This window comes from Mesorhizobium sp. B3-1-9 (assembly GCF_006439595.1).
Taxonomy (GTDB): Bacteria; Pseudomonadota; Alphaproteobacteria; order Rhizobiales; family Rhizobiaceae; genus Mesorhizobium.
The window spans coordinates 349,080-364,427 of the sequence record NZ_VFTJ01000003.1; the positions used below are offsets into that span (position 1 = coordinate 349,080).

A 15,348-nucleotide genomic window follows, 5' to 3' on the forward strand; every position below is an offset into this window, starting at 1 on the left:
TCTCCCTCCGAAGGGGGAAGAGGTGGCGCTGCGAAGCGGCGACGGAGTGGGGGAAGCCTTCCGTGAAACGCGAAGCCGTCGCAAAACCGGCACGATGAAGCGAGCGAGAAAAAGCCGACCAGAAATCCTGATGCCGAATCTCAGGACCGGGCCAGCGAAAAGTGGCGATCGGTTTTCTCACAGGATCATGCTCGGGCAAGAAATCAGGCAATGACCAAGAAACCCGAAAAGCCAGGATCTGCCGGCATTCGCGTCCTCAAGACCAGGATCAAGAAGAAGAGCGGCTTGAAGGAGTCTTCGCGCCGCTGGCTCGAGCGCCACATGAACGATCCTTATGTGCAGCGCTCCAAGGCCGATGGCTACCGCTCCCGCGCCGCCTACAAGCTGATCGAGATCGACGACAAGCATCGTCTGCTGAGGCCCGGCATGAAAGTGATCGACCTCGGCGCCGCGCCCGGCGGCTGGTGCCAGGTGGCGGCGGCGCGGACGAAGTCCACGGCGGACAATCCGCATGTCGTCGGCATCGACTATCTCGAAATGGACGCGGTCCCGGGCGCCGTCATCCTGCGGATGGATTTCCTCGATCCCGACGCGCCGCAAAAACTTGCCGAGGCGCTGGGCAGCCAGCCGGATGTGGTGCTGTCCGATATGGCGGCACCCACGACCGGGCACCGCCGCACCGATCATCTGCGAACCATGCATCTGTGCGAAGTCGCGGCCGATTTCGCCCTGCACGTGCTCAAGCCCGGCGGGCATTTCCTCGCCAAGACATTTCAAGGCGGCGCCGAGAACGAGCTTTTGTCACTGCTAAAGCAAAATTTCCGCTCGGTCCATCACGTCAAGCCACCGGCCTCGCGGGACGAGTCGGTGGAGCTTTACCTGCTGGCGAAGGAGTTCAAAGGTCCTGGAACTTCGTCATTCTAGGGCGGAGCGAAGTGTAGACCCTGGAATCCCATGCCGTGATGTTTCGGTGCCGCTGCAGTGCGGAACTTGGAGCGGCTCCGGCGAATGGCGGCTACGAATTCTGGACCGCGGTGTTTCTCGGCCAAGCTAACGGCATGGATTCCAGGGGCGGCGCCGTGAGCTACTTCCCCGCTGTCCCCACCGTTTCCAACGTCTTTGGCGTGGTCAGGTGGCCGTGGCCCGAGACGGCGTTGCCGGCGTCCGGCGCCAGCCGCATGAAGGTGATCGATGCCGCCGCCGAAACGGCCGCCACGATGAAGAAGGCGATGTGGAAGTCGCTGAGCGTCAGCGGCCCGCCGTGGATGGACGTCGATACTTCGAGGATGCCGCCGGCCAGCGCAACGCCGAGCGCGATCGACAATTGCTGGAAAACCGCCGTGATCGGCGTCGCCTTGCTGGTGTCGGCGGGCGCGATCTCGGCATAGGAGAGCGCATTGACGCCGGTGAAGAACATCGAGCGGATGAAGCCCCCGACCAGAAGTATCGCCAGCATCAGCGCATAAGGCGTCTGCGGCGTGAACAAGCCGTAGATCGCGATCGAGGCGGCCGCGACAAGCGAGCCCCAGATCAGCACCCGACGGAAGCCGGCGAGGCGGAAAAGCAGTGCCGTGACGAACTTCATGCCGATGGCGCCGATCGCCGAGACGAAAGTGATCATGCCCGACTGGAAGGGCGTGAGCCCGAAGCCGATCTGGAACATCAGCGGCAAGAGGAACGGCACCGCGCCGATGCCGATGCGAAACAGCGAGCCGCCGAGCACGGAGGATCGGAACACCTGGTTGCGGAACAGCTCCAGCGCCAAGAGCGGGTTCCTGGCGCGCCGGGCATGGAGGAGATAGAGCACGCCTGAGACCACGCCGACGGCGACAGTGATGAAGCCCCCCATCGGCGGCAGCGCCGGCAGGCTGACGACGGAAAGGCCGAACACGACGCCGGAAGCGGCAAGCCCCGAGAGCACGAAGCCGGGGAAATCGAGCGGCGGCGTCTGGGCAGGCTCCGTTTCCGGCAGATAACGCGTGGCGAGCCACATGCCGATCAGGCCGATCGGCACATTGATGAGAAAGATCCAGTGCCAGGTGAAATAGGTGGTGATGAAACCGCCGATCGGTGGGCCGACCAGCGGGCCGACCAGCGCTGGCACGGTCAGCCAGGACATTGCCGCGACGAGCTCGTTCTTCGGCGTGGCGCGCACCAGCACCAGCCGGCCGACCGGCGTCATCATCGCGCCGCCCATGCCTTGCAGGAAGCGCGACACAACGAAAGCCGGCAGCGAATTGGCGAAGGCGCAGGCGACCGAGCCGGCGATGAAGACGCCGATCGCGGCGCGAAACACGTTCTTGGCGCCGAACCGGTCCGCCATCCAGCCGCTGATCGGAATGAAGATCGCCAGCGACACCAGATAGGCGGTCAGCGCCAGCTTCAGCGCGATCGGGCTAGTGTGGATGTCGACGGCGATCGCCGGCAGCGACGTCGCGATCACGGTCGAATCCATGTTCTCCATGAAAAGTGCGACCGCCAGGATGAGCGGAATGATGCGGTTCAAGGGAAACGCCCTGATTTGTCTTCGCGATTCTAGGCCCGGCTTGGGGGCGAACCGGTGCGACCGGGCGGTTATCACGCCTCGGCCCGGATGTCGCATTAAATTGCTGTCACTTTTGCGGGATCGCAACCACTGGTAGGGCAAATTTTTCGGCGGAATGTCGTTCTACCGGGCGTATTGTCATACTACCGATCTGCATGGAGTGCTGACATGGACGACATCGTCTCCATAGCTGACGTCGAACGCAAACTCTCCTTCATCCTGCGTGGAGGCAGTGAAGGACAGAGCTATGTCGTGGTCAGCAATGGGCGGCCTGTGGCGCGGATCGTTCCCGCCGACACGCAGGAACTATTGCCCTACTCGCGCGCAGCGTTGTTGTCGCGGCTCGAGCAACAGCCGGTCGTCGCAGTCGAAAACTGGACACGCGACGATACTTACGAACGCTAGCGATGAAGGCTTTGGTTCGAAACGGGTGCCGTCACCTCGCGCAACGATTGGCTTTTCAACCGCTACAGGACGTGTTACCAGCCAGCGCCAATCCTGAAAGGGAAGATGAGAGTCGGCGCTGGCCAATCGGCCCAGCGCCTTTTCCGCATTCAAAAGGACTGGCCATGGCAAAAATCATCGAAACGTCCACCGGCGCGCTGGCGCTGACCTTCGACGACGTGCTCTTGCAGCCCGGCCATTCCGAAGTCATGCCGGGCGAGACCGACATCCGCACCCGCATTGCCGGCGACATCGATCTCAACGTGCCGATCCTGTCGGCGGCGATGGACACCGTCACCGAGGCGCGGCTGGCGATCGCCATGGCGCAGGCCGGTGGCATCGGCGTCATCCACCGCAATTTCTCGCCGGCCGAGCAGGCCGAGCAGGTCAGGCAGGTGAAGAAATTCGAGTCCGGCATGGTGGTGAACCCGGTCACCATCGGCCCGGACGCCACGCTGGCCGACGCGCTGGCGCTGATGCGCACCTATTCGATTTCGGGCATTCCAGTGGTCGAGAATGGCGGCACCGGCGGCCACACGGTCGGCCGGCTCGTCGGCATCCTCACCAACCGCGACGTGCGCTTCGCTTCCGATCCGGCGCAGAAGGTCTACGAGCTGATGACGCGTGAGAACCTGATCACGGTCAAGGAGAATGTCGACCAGGACGAAGCCAAGCGTCTCCTCCACAAACACCGCATCGAGAAGCTGGTGGTGGTCGACAGGAATGGCAATTGCGTGGGCCTGATCACCGTCAAGGACATCGAGAAGTCGCAACTCAACCCGCATGCCACCAAGGATGCCCAAGGGCGCCTGCGCGCGGCGGCCGCCACAAGTGTCGGCGACGACGGTTTCGAGCGCGCCGAGCGCCTGATCGACGCCGGCGTCGACTTGCTCGTCATCGACACCGCGCACGGCCATTCGCAGCGCGTGCTGGACGCGGTGGCGCGGGCGAAGAAGCTCTCCAATTCCGTGCGCATCCTGGCTGGCAATGTCGCCACCGCCGACGGCACGCAGGCGCTGATCGACGCCGGCGCCGACGCCGTCAAGGTCGGCATCGGCCCGGGCTCGATCTGCACAACCAGAATCGTGGCCGGCGTCGGCGTGCCGCAGCTTTCGGCAATCATGTCGGCGGTGGAGACCGCGCATAAGTCTGGCGTGAGCGTCATTGCCGACGGCGGCATCAAATATTCGGGCGATCTGGCCAAGGCGCTTGCCGCGGGCGCTAGCGCAGCAATGATCGGCTCGCTGCTTGCCGGCACCGACGAGAGCCCGGGCGAGGTCTATCTGCACCAGGGCCGCTCCTTCAAGGCTTACCGCGGCATGGGCTCGGTCGGCGCCATGGCGCGCGGCTCGGCCGATCGCTACTTCCAGGCCGAGGTCCGCGATACGCTGAAACTGGTTCCGGAAGGCATTGAAGGGCAGGTTCCCTACAAAGGACCTGTGGCTGGCGTGCTGCACCAGCTTGCAGGCGGCCTGAAAGCCGCTATGGGTTATGTGGGTGGACGTGACCTTGCAGATTTCCGCGAGCGCGCCACTTTTGTGCGCATATCCAATGCCGGACTTCGTGAAAGCCACGCCCATGACGTCACGATCACCCGCGAAAGCCCCAATTACCCGGGCGGACTTTGATCGAGAGGCCGATCGGCCCGACCGCCAGGGGCTGCGGCGTGGCTTGAGCGTGGCGGTGCTGCGGCTGTCGCGGCACGCGGCGGCGCTGTCCATTGCCTCGATCGCGCTTTTCCTCGTCATGACGGCGCTGGAGTTTCTTTATTTCCAGCGCTTGAGCGGCGGCTTGGCCGCGCTCGATATGCGCGTCGCCGGCTTCACGCCCGACGAAGGCATGGCGTGGCTCACAGCACTCGGCCGTCGCGGCGGCGAGATCATCATCGTCTGGCACTATTTGACCTTCGACCTTTTGTTCCCGGCGCTGCTGTCGCTGACGCTGGTCAGCCTCATCCTTGCCTTCGGGCGGCGGCTCAGCACCTTCCGTGCCATGCCGGCGCAGCTGCAGGCCCTGTTCGCGCTCGTGCTGGTGCTGCCCTATACGGTCGCCGACTATGCTCAGAATTTTGCCCTGGCGCGGCTGCTCTCCGATTTCCAGCTGGCCAACCCCGATTCGCTGGCCTTCGCCTCTTTGCTGACCGTCACCAAATTCGCGCTGCTGGCCATTCCATTCTTTGTCGTCGCATTCTTCGCGCTGGCCGGGCAGCGGCGGCGCTGACGGGAGGAGAGGGCAGACAAATGCACCAGACCGCCATCTTCTGGCCGATGCTGGCGCATGTGCTCCTGGTCTACATCGTCTATCTGGTGATGCTGAAGCGGCGCTATCTCGCCGTGAAGTCCGGCGAAGCGAAGGTCGGCCAATACAAGGTCCGCTCCACCGAACCGGCCTCGAGCGTCACAGTCGCCAACAATCTGATCAACCAGTTCGAGCTGCCGGTTCTCTTCCACGTGCTCTGCCTGGCGCTGTTCGTCACCAATGGCGTGAACTACCTGACGCTGGCGTTGATGTGGCTGTTCATAGTCACGCGCTATGTGCACGCCTGGGTGCATCTCGACAGAAACTATGTGCTGCACCGCAGCCGCGCCTTCTTCCTTGGCGCGGGTATACTTCTTATCGCCTGGTTCTGGTTCGCGCTGCGCCTGCTCGCGGTGGTGTGACGCTAGCTAAAGGTCGAACACCGCGATCCGGCGCTTGTCGAACTTGATGCCGATCTCGCCGCGCACCAGCCTCAGCGCCTGCTCGCCGAAAACGGCGCGCCGCCAGCCCTGCAGCGCCGCCACGTCGGCTTCGTCGCCCTCGGCGGCTATGCGGTCGATATCGTCGCTGGAGGCAAGCACCTTGGTGGCGACGCCTTCCTTCTCCGCGACGATCCTGAGCAACACCTTGAGCAGCTCCGACGCCGCGCTCGATCCTTCCTGCGGCTGGACGCTTTTCGGCAGTTTCGGCATCGCATCCTTGGGCAGGGCAAGGGCGGTATTGACCGCGCCAAGCAGCGCGGCTGCCGTCGCGGAGCGCTCCCAGCCTTTCGGCGTGGTGCGCAGCTTGCCGAGCGCCGCCGCGTCGCGCGGCGCCTGCTGCGCGATCTCGTAGATCGCATCATCCTTGAGCACGCGGCCGCGCGGCACGTCGCGCTCGCGCGCCTCCCGCTCGCGCCAGGCGGCCACCGCCTGCACGATCGCCAGCTCCTGCGGCTTGCGCAGCCGCATCTTCAGCCGCTTCCAGGCATCCTCGGGATGCGGATCGTAGGTCTCGCGCGAGGTGAGGACATCCATCTCCTCGTTCAGCCAATGGGCGCGGTCCTCGCGCTTCAGCTCGGCGCTGAGATGCTGGTAGACCTTGATCAGGTGGGTGACATCGGCGAGCGCGTATTCGAGCTGCTTGTCGGAGAGCGGCCGGTGCCGCCAGTCGGTGAAGCGCGAGGATTTGTCGAGCCGGGCTCCGGTGACCTTCTGGACAAGCTGGTCATAGGAAACGCTGTCGCCGAAGCCGCAGACCATCGCCGCCACCTGCGTGTCGAACACCGGATGCGGCACCAGATCGCCGAGATGGACGATGATTTCGATGTCCTGCCGCGCCGCGTGGAAGACCTTCAGCACCGCTTCGTTGGCCATGAGCCGGAAAAACGGTTTCAGGTCGATGCCGGGCGACAACGGATCGATAAGCGCCTCAATCCCAGGCGCGGCGATCTGGATCAGGCAGAGGATCGGCCAGAAGGTCGTCTCGCGGATGAATTCGGTATCGACGGTAACGAATTCCGACTTTTCGAACGCCGCGACAACGCTCTCGAGTTCTTCTTGTGTGGTGATGACCTGCATCAAATCGCTTTTGGCACAATATTAGGCCTCTTTCAATTTCAGCCGCGCGCCCTTTCGTCAAGCCGCCGCAGCGTAGCGGTGGCCCGATCGCCGGATTCTCCCATGCGAAATCGCGCCGCGTTCCGGCGCGCCAACCCGCGATGTCCCTCAAGCCGTCGCGGTCCGCTCCACGGCGCTTTCAGAATCGGCAGCGTGCCGCCCCAGTGGAGGCTGGCATGCGGGCGACATCCAGCCCTGCATCATGTCGGTTCGGTCACGCTGCGCCAGACGTCGGACAATGGTGCCGCGATCGTGATCGACTTGACGATGGGCGAGCGGTTCATGCCTCGTAGGCCCGCGCCGGTACTCTCTCTCCCGTCGTGTCGGGTCCTGTTCCGTCCGTTACGGCGTTCGGCGACGGTCGCCGGCCAAGCGCGCCCGCTGCCGCCAGGCTGAGCACGATGAACGGTATGCCGATGCCATAGGCCGAGCGGATGCCCCAGTGGTCCGAGACGAAGCCGAGCAGCGGCGGACCGAGCAGGAAGGCGACGAAGGAGATCTGCGACAATGCGGCAACGTTGATCGCGGCGGAGCGGTCCGTCATCTGGGCGGCCGCCGAAATCGCCAACGGAAAGATCGCGCTGCAGCCAATGCCCATGAGCGCGAAGCCCAGCATCGAGACGAAGGGCAGGGGCGAGAAGAAGACGATGAATACGCCGGCAGCCATCGTTGCCAACAATACGCGCGCCACGCCGCTCGGCGAGTGGCGGTCGATGATGCTGTCGGCGAAGAAGCGTGTCGTCGCCTGCGAGAAGGCGAACAGCGCCACCGTGATCCCGGCAATGAAGGGCCCTGAGTCGAACACAGTGCGCATATAGATCGCCGACCAGTCCATGCTGGCGCCTTCCATCAGCATTGCCGACAGCGTCACCGCGACGAGGATGAGGATCGGCAACGTCGGCCGGGCGAACATCGGCGCTTTGTCGCCTGACGTGACGAAGCGGGCGGGCGCCGGTTGGAAGCCGCCGAGCAACAGCGCCACCGCAACAGCCACCATCGGCACCACCAGCGCCAGATGCAGTTGCGGCGACAGGCCGAGATGCGCCAGCGCGCCGCCGAACAGCCCGGCGCCGAAGAAGCCGATGCTCCAGAACGAATGCGCCCTGTTCATGATGCGGCGCTTGAGCAGGAACTCGGTCCTGTCGGCCTCGACATTCAAGATGATCTCGATGCTGCCGATCATCAGTCCGACCGGGAGCAGCATCAGGAACAACGCGGCCGGGCCCGGCGCGTGCACCGCGACGGAATAGGCAAGCGCCAGCAGCGGCACCAGCCACAGCAGCGCGCGGCGAAAGCCGACGCGCTCCAGGATCGGCGTCGCCAGCGTCAGCGCGATCAGCGTGCCGATCGGCGTCCCGATCAGGGCGAGTCCGAGCGTGCCGTCCTCGATCTGCATGGCATGCTTGATGTCGGGCAGGCGCGGGAAGATGTTGCCCATGGCGAAGGAATAGATCGCGAAGCCGGCATAGACGCGGTGCTGCGGAGCGAGTTTCAGGCCAAGGGTCATCACGGGCAATCCAACAAGGAGATTTTGGCGAGCGAGCTCTTCGGGGTCCGCCAGCAGCTCTGTTTCTTGCATGAACAGGCAAAACATGCAATAACGTGCACAAATAAATAGGATCGTGCATGCTCACCGAAGAACGCCACCAACTCATTCGCGACCGGCTTGCGGCGGACGGAAAGGTGCTGGCCGGAGAGCTCGCCAGCCGTTTCGGCGTGTCGGAAGACACGGTGCGCCGCGATCTCAGGGAATTGGCGAAGGCCGGGCAACTGCGCCGCGTCTATGGCGGCGCGGTCGCTTCCGCGCCCTTTGCCGCCGCGACGCTCAGCCAACGCAGCCGTCATGCGATCGAGGAAAAAACGCGGCTCGCCAAGGCGGCGGTCGGGCTGCTGAGCGCGGGGCAGTCGCTGTTCATCGACGGCGGCACGACCAATGAGGCGATCGCCAGGGCGATCCCGCGCGGCATCCAACTGACCGTCGCCACCAATTCGCTGGGCGTCGCCTCGGCTCTGACGGACCTTCCCCTGGTCGAGCTGATCGTGCTCGGCGGCCGCTATGTGCCCGATCTCGGCACCTGCGTCGGCGCCGACACGCTCGCCGCCGTCGCGCAACTCGGCGCCGATCTGTTCTTTCTGGGCTCCTGCGGGCTGGATGTCGCGCGGGGGGTCACCGCCTTCGATTCGGCCGAAGCCGAGGTGAAGCGCGCCATGGCGAAAAACAGCGCTGGTATCGTCATTGCCGTCACCAACGACAAGCTTGCCACCGCCGCGCCCTATCGCGTGGCGAAGGCGGATGCGATCCGCCATCTCGTGGTGGAAAAGAGCGCGCCTCCCGCCACGCTCGCCGCTTTCCAAAGCCAGGGTGCGCAGATCCACTTTGCTTGAACGGCTGCGGTAGTGCGCCTGTGCGACCGCTTGCCTTGACAAAGCCGGCCTCTCATGCGCTTTTCGCGCCAATTTTCGAGCCGGGCCGACGCCCGCAATTTCCGGACTTTACCCATGACCACGCATCGTTACCGCAGCCACACCTGTGCCCAGTTGAGAAAGAGCGACGTCGGCAATTCCGTCCGCCTGTCGGGCTGGGTGCATCGCGTGCGCGACCATGGCGGCCTGCTTTTCATCGACCTGCGCGACCATTACGGCCTGACCCAGATGGTCGCCGATCCGGATTCGCCGGCCTTCAAGGTGGCCGAGACACTGCGCGGCGAATGGGTGATCCGCGTCGACGGCGAGGTCAAGGCGCGCCTGCCGGAAACCGTCAATCCAAACCTGCCGACCGGCGAGATCGAGATTTTCGCGCGCGAGATCGAAGTGCTGTCGGCCGCCAAGGAGCTGCCGCTGCCGGTGTTCGGCGAACCTGAATATCCCGAAGACATCCGCCTGAAATACCGCTTCCTCGACCTGCGCCGCGAGACGCTGCACCGGAATATCGTGGCGCGCACGAAGATCATCGCCGAGATGCGCAAGCGCATGGGGGAGGTCGGTTTCACCGAATTTTCGACGCCGATCCTCACCGCCTCGTCGCCGGAAGGCGCGCGCGACTTCCTGGTGCCGTCGCGCATCCATCCCGGCACCTTCTACGCGCTGCCGCAGGCGCCGCAGCAGTACAAGCAGCTGATCATGGTCTCCGGCTTTGACCGCTATTTCCAGATCGCGCCCTGCTTCCGCGACGAGGATCCGCGCGCCGATCGCCTGCCGGGCGAGTTCTACCAGCTCGACCTCGAAATGAGCTTCGTCGAGCAGGACGACGTCCTCAGCACGATGGAGCCTGTCCTCCGCGTGGTCTTCGAGACGTTCGCCGCCGGCAAGCCGGTGACGCAGAAATTCCGCCGCATTCCCTATGACGAGGCGATGCGCACCTATGGCACCGACAAGCCGGACCTGCGCAATCCGATCGAGATGCAGGCCGTCTCGGATCATTTTCGCGACTCCGGCTTCAAGGTGTTCGCCAACATCCTCGCCAACGATCCGAAGGCCGAGGTGTGGGCCATTCCGGCCAAGACCGGCGGCAGCCGCGCCTTCTGCGACCGCATGAATTCCTGGGCGCAGGGCGAGGGCCAGCCGGGGCTCGGCTACATCTTCTGGCGCAAGGAAGGTGAAAAACTCGAAGGCGCCGGCCCGATCGCCAAGAACATCGGCGAGGAGCGCACCGAGGCGATCCGCCAGCAGCTCGGCCTCGCCGATGGCGACGCCGCTTTCTTCGTCGCCGGCGACCCGAAGAAGTTCGTCACTTTCGCGGGCGCGGCGCGTACGCGCGCTGGCGAGGAGCTGAACCTCGTCGATCGCGAGCGCTTCGAGCTGTGCTGGATTATAGACTTCCCCTTCTATGAATGGGATGAAGAGGCGAAGGCGATCGATTTCGCCCATAACCCGTTCTCGATGCCGCAAGGAGGCATCGAAGCCCTGACGACCAAGGATCCGCTCGAAATCAAGGCGTTCCAATACGACATGGTCTGCAATGGCTTCGAGATCGCATCCGGTGGCATCCGCAACCATCTGCCCGAAACCATGGTCAAGGCTTTTGAGATTCGCGGCCTGGACCGCGCGACGGTGGAAGAGCGCTTCGGCGGCCTTTACCGCGCCTTCCAGTATGGCGCCCCGCCGCATGGCGGCATGGCGGCCGGCGTCGACCGCATCGTCATGCTGCTCGTGGGCGCCAAGAACCTGCGCGAAATCACCATGTTCCCGATGAACCAGCAGGCCTACGACCTGCTGATGAGCGCGCCGTCCGAAGCCACCCCGCAACAGCTGCGCGAGCTGTCGCTACGCGTCGCGGTGGCGAAGAAGGACTAAAGGCAGCCTAGCAACTGCCCTTTCTCCCCGTCACTATACGGGGAGAAATGTCCGGCAGGACAATGAGGGGCAGCGCGGATGCTGGCGATTTGCACGCGGTCGTAACAGCTGGGGCCTTCTGACAGGCAGTCGGTTCAGCACCGAATTACATATTCGCAAGCGTCGGCGCTGCCCCTCATCCGCCTGCCGGCACCTTCTCCCCGTATAGAGACGGGGAGAAGGGAACTGACTTCGATCAGTCCTGGTTCGCCTTGACCTTGACGCCCAGCGTCTTCGGCAGGTCGAGCGGGTTGGACATGGCGCCGGCCATGATCAGCGCGAACGGCACCGACGACGGCGGCTCGGCCGAGATTTCCAGGCTCTTCGGGTCGTCGAGGAAGGTGTTGACGGCAGCCGACACCTCGGCCGTCAGCTCGGGATTGTTGAGCTGCGCCATGCCGAACGGCACGATCGCCTTGGCCTGGTTGGCGACGTCCTTGGCCGACATGCCCTGCTGCTTGCCGACATAGTCGAGCACCTTGCCGGTGAGCGAATCGTCCTCGAAGCGCACCGAGGCGCCGTTGAAGGAAAGCTGCTGCATCAGGCCGAGCATGGCCATCCCTTGCGCGGAATTGTCGGCGCCTTCCGGCTGGGCGGCGAGCTTCTTCTGCATCTCCTGCATCGACTTGATGAAGTCGACCGTGTAGCCGCCGAGGTCGAAGGTCATGCCGAGCGTTCCGGCATTTTCGACCGAGACGTCATATTTCGACAGCTCCATCTTGCCGTCGCTCGGCTGCCAGGTTCCGGCCATCGCGATGTTGCCCGAGATGTTCTGGTAGCCCAGCGCCTCGATGGCTTCCTTCGACTTCGGATCGTCGACCAGCGACAGGTCGGCGGTAAATTTTTCGGTGTTGGCGGTGAAGTCCATCGCCTTGCCGTCGGCCGGCGGGGTGATCTGGACGGCAAGCCCGTCCATCGCGAAAGCCGTCTTGTCGCCGACCTTGACCGTCATGTTGGAGAGTTCCGCCGACTTGTACATCATCAGCGAGCCGAGCGGATCGGTGCCGCCTTCGGCGGGAACCTTCATGTCGTGGATGACCACCGGGCTGAGGTTGAGTGTCACGCCATCCTTGCTGTGTTCGAAAGGCGAGGTCGAGACGGTGGCGATCTCATAGCCGCCGTTGGCTTCGCTGACCCCTTCCAGCTTCACGTCGCCGATCGGCAGCGCTTCCTTCTCGGCCGCCGGTTTGATGGAAACGCCCTGCAGCACGGCGTTCGAATCGTCGCCGGAGACGCCTGTCCAGGAAATGTCGACGCCCTGGGCGGCAAGGGCTGCCTTGATGCGCTCGGCCACCGCCGGATCGGCGGCGAAGGCCGCATTGAGCGGCAGCGTCAGCAGAAAGGTCGAAAAAGCCAGTTTCTTGAGCGTTGAGCGTTGGATTGTCATGGCGAGTTCCCTGTCCTGATTGGCTATGTGAAATTGTTTTGAAATCTGCTCCATCACCATTCCGTGACGAACGGGACGGGAAAAAGGCATTTCCGGCCCCATTTGTCGAAAACGGCGATGAAAAGCAAACGCCGGTCGGCAGCCATTGCCCGATGCGGTGAATTTGTCATGAAGACCGCGGCTTTCCTTCGCCAGCGCGTTGCATTGCCAGATAGCGGCCGCATGTAACGGATTGATGTTGGCCGGCGTTGTGTTGCCGACTAAGCCTGTTGCAGATCGGCGGCAAATTGCAGCCGCCGCGGCGCCGCTTCCGTGAAATCCTTCACACCGCCGGCTGCGTGTCTATAGCCGCGGCGAATGCGCCGACGTTCACGCGGCGCTTGCCGCGAATCACCCGCTCGGCTAGTCCAAATCCATGGGAAAAAGGCTTTTGCCGCCTGATGACAATGGCGGCGGCGATAAAATCGAACCGGTCGATCTGAAGGAAGCGCTCGAGCGGCGCTATCTGGCTTACGCGCTGTCGACCATCATGCACCGGGCGCTGCCGGATGTGCGCGACGGACTGAAGCCGGTCCATCGCCGCATCATGCACGCCATGCGGCTGCTCCGGCTCAACCCCGGCCAGGGCTTTGCCAAATGCGCCCGCATCGTCGGTGACGTGATGGGCAAGTTCCATCCGCATGGCGACCAGTCGATCTACGACGCCCTGGTGCGCCTCGCGCAGGATTTCTCGATGCGCTACCCGCTGGTCGACGGGCAGGGCAATTTTGGCAACATCGACGGCGATAACGCCGCCGCCATGCGTTACACCGAAGCGCGCATGACAGAGGTGGCGAGCGAGCTGCTTGCCGGCATCACCGAGGACGCAGTCGATTTCCGGCCGACCTACAATGAAGAGGACGAGGAGCCGTCCGTCCTGCCGGGCGCCTTCCCGAACCTGCTCGCCAACGGTTCCTCCGGCATTGCCGTCGGCATGGCGACTTCCATCCCGCCGCACAACGCGGCCGAGCTTTGCGATGCAGCACTTCACCTGATCGAGCATCCGGACGCGCCGGTGGCCAAGCTGATGGATTTCGTTCAGGGTCCGGATTTCCCGACCGGCGGCATCATTGTCGACAGCCGCGCCTCGATCCTCGAAGCCTATGAAACGGGCCGTGGCGGTTTTCGCGTGCGCTCGAAATGGGGTCAGGAAGACCAGGGCAGGGGCACCTGGAGCATCGTCGTCACCGAAATCCCCTACGGCGTCCAGAAGGCCAGGCTGATCGAGAAGATCGCCGAGCTTTTGATGGCGCGCAAGCTGCCGCTGCTCGAGGACATCCGCGACGAGAGTGCGGAAGACATCCGCGTCGTCCTGGTGCCGAAGAGCCGCACCGTCGATCCCGGCATCCTGATGGAATCGCTGTTCAAGCTCACCGAGCTCGAAAGCCGCTTCCCGCTCAACATGAACGTGCTGTCGCGCGGCAAGGTGCCGAACGTCCTGTCGCTGAAGGGCGTGCTGAAGGAGTGGCTCGACCACCGCCGCGAGGTTTTGATCCGCCGCTCGAAATACCGGCTCGGCGAGATCGAGAAGCGGCTGGAAATCCTCGCCGGCTATCTGATCGCCTATCTCAACATCGACGAGGTCATCCGGATCATCCGCGAGGAGGATGAGCCCAAGCAGGTGATGATGGCCCGCTGGTCGCTCACCGACAACCAGGCCGAAGCGATCCTCAACATGCGCCTGCGCGCTTTGCGCAAGCTCGAAGAGATCGAGATCCGCAAGGAATTCGACGGCCTCACCGCCGAGAAGAAGCAGATCGAGGCCCTGCTGGCTTCCGACGCCAAGCAATGGTCGACGATCAAGTGGGAAGTCACCAAGATCCGCGACACGTTCGGTCCGGAGACCGAACTCGGCAAGCGCCGCACCCAGTTCGCCGATGCGCCCGAGCATGACCTGACCGACATCGCGCACGCCATGATCGAGCGCGAGCCGGTCACCGTCGTTGTATCGGAAAAGGGCTGGCTGCGCGCCATGAAGGGCCACCTGACCGACCATTCGCAGCTCGCCTTCAAGGAAGGCGACAGCCTGAAGCTCGCCTTCCATGCCCAGACCACGGACAAGATCCTGGTCTTCACCACCGGCGGCAAGTTCTACACCATCGGCGCCGACCGGCTGCCGGGCGGGCGCGGCCATGGCGAGCCGATCCGCATCATCGTCGACATGGAGAACGATCAGGACATCGTCACCGCCTTTGTTCATGATCCCAAACGCAAGCTGCTGCTCGTCTCCTACGACGCCAACGGTTTCGTCGTTTCGGAGGAAGAGGTCGTCGCCAACACCCGCAAGGGCAAGCAGGTGATGAACGTCAAGGCGCCGGACGAGGCCAAGCGCTGCATCCCGGTGTCGGGCGACCATCTCGCCATTGTCGGCGAGAACCGCAAGATGCTGGTCTTCCCGCTGGCCGAAATCCCGGAAATGGCGCGCGGCAAGGGCGTGCGCCTGCAGAAATACAAGGATGGCGGCGTGCTGGACCTGAAGACCTTCGCCCTCGAGACGGGGCTCTCCTGGCAGGATTCGGCCGATCGCACCTTCACCAAGTCGCGCGAGGAGCTTGCCGAGTGGATCGGCGCGCGTGCCGCCGCCGGCCGCATGGTGCCGAAGGGTTTCCCCAGGACGGGCAAGTTCGGGTGAAGTTAGCTGATCTCCCCCACGAGAGGGGAGATCAGTCAATCATTTGGACTATCGTCACGATTGCTGCACTATGATGGTGCATAAGCATCCATTGAATCATCGGGCAGGGGAG

The 15,348-nt window shown here is 63.8% G+C and carries 12 protein-coding genes; 8 read left to right on the forward strand and 4 right to left on the reverse strand.

Going from position 1 to position 15,348, the window contains the following annotated elements:
- Positions 1-210 precede the first annotated feature (210 nt).
- A complete protein-coding gene (locus tag FJW07_RS07935; RefSeq protein WP_140855605.1) occupies positions 211-924 on the forward strand; it encodes an RlmE family RNA methyltransferase in 714 nt (237 codons plus the stop codon).
- A 160-nt stretch (positions 925-1,084) separates the two neighbouring features.
- Here FJW07_RS07935 and FJW07_RS07940 read toward each other — a convergent pair whose 3' ends face one another.
- The gene (locus FJW07_RS07940) at positions 1,085-2,506 is read right to left on the reverse strand and encodes an MFS transporter (protein WP_140855607.1); all 1,422 of its coding nucleotides are present in this window, start codon (positions 2,504-2,506) and stop codon (positions 1,085-1,087) included.
- A 207-nt stretch (positions 2,507-2,713) separates the two neighbouring features.
- On the opposite strand from FJW07_RS07940, the gene FJW07_RS07945 reads away from it, so the two are divergent.
- From FJW07_RS07945 to FJW07_RS07960, 4 genes are all read left to right on the forward strand, one after another.
- A complete protein-coding gene (locus tag FJW07_RS07945) occupies positions 2,714-2,950 on the forward strand; it encodes a type II toxin-antitoxin system prevent-host-death family antitoxin (protein ID WP_140855609.1) in 237 nt (78 codons plus the stop codon).
- Between the two features lie 164 nt (positions 2,951-3,114).
- A complete protein-coding gene (gene guaB / locus FJW07_RS07950; protein ID WP_140659747.1) occupies positions 3,115-4,617 on the forward strand; it encodes an IMP dehydrogenase in 1,503 nt (500 codons plus the stop codon).
- Positions 4,541-5,209 carry a hypothetical protein gene (locus FJW07_RS07955; protein WP_348640178.1) on the forward strand — a complete coding sequence of 223 codons (669 nt, stop codon included), beginning with the start codon at positions 4,541-4,543 and terminating at the stop codon, positions 5,207-5,209. The genes guaB and FJW07_RS07955 overlap by 77 nt, the downstream gene beginning before the upstream one ends.
- Positions 5,210-5,229: 20 nt before the next feature.
- A complete protein-coding gene (locus FJW07_RS07960; RefSeq protein WP_140855610.1) occupies positions 5,230-5,649 on the forward strand; it encodes an MAPEG family protein in 420 nt (139 codons plus the stop codon).
- Between the two features lie 6 nt (positions 5,650-5,655).
- On the opposite strand, the gene rnd is transcribed toward FJW07_RS07960, so the two are convergent.
- Positions 5,656-6,807, reverse strand: a complete 1,152-nt coding sequence (gene rnd / locus FJW07_RS07965) for a ribonuclease D (RefSeq protein WP_140855612.1) — start codon at positions 6,805-6,807, stop codon at positions 5,656-5,658.
- Positions 6,808-7,126: 319 nt separating this feature from the next.
- Positions 7,127-8,353 carry an MFS transporter gene (locus tag FJW07_RS07970; protein ID WP_140855614.1) on the reverse strand — a complete coding sequence of 409 codons (1,227 nt, stop codon included), beginning with the start codon at positions 8,351-8,353 and terminating at the stop codon, positions 7,127-7,129.
- A 119-nt stretch (positions 8,354-8,472) separates the two neighbouring features.
- Here FJW07_RS07970 and FJW07_RS07975 point away from each other — a divergent pair, with 119 nt between their 5' ends.
- Positions 8,473-9,231 (forward strand): DeoR/GlpR family DNA-binding transcription regulator, encoded by a 759-nt coding sequence (locus tag FJW07_RS07975; protein WP_140855616.1) that lies wholly within the window; start codon positions 8,473-8,475, stop codon positions 9,229-9,231.
- Between the two features lie 114 nt (positions 9,232-9,345).
- Entirely contained in the window at positions 9,346-11,139 is a 1,794-nt protein-coding gene (aspS, locus tag FJW07_RS07980) for an aspartate--tRNA ligase (RefSeq protein WP_140855618.1), read from the forward strand.
- A gap of 235 nt (positions 11,140-11,374) precedes the next feature.
- On the opposite strand, the gene FJW07_RS07985 is transcribed toward aspS, so the two are convergent.
- On the reverse strand, positions 11,375-12,565 hold the full coding sequence (locus FJW07_RS07985) for a hypothetical protein (RefSeq protein ID WP_140855620.1): 1,191 nt from the start codon (positions 12,563-12,565) through the stop codon (positions 11,375-11,377).
- Between the two features lie 415 nt (positions 12,566-12,980).
- On the opposite strand from FJW07_RS07985, the gene parC reads away from it, so the two are divergent.
- Positions 12,981-15,236: a DNA topoisomerase IV subunit A gene (parC, locus tag FJW07_RS07990; RefSeq protein ID WP_140855622.1), complete on the forward strand. Its 2,256-nt coding sequence runs from the start codon at positions 12,981-12,983 to the stop codon at positions 15,234-15,236.
- Positions 15,237-15,348 lie beyond the last annotated feature (112 nt).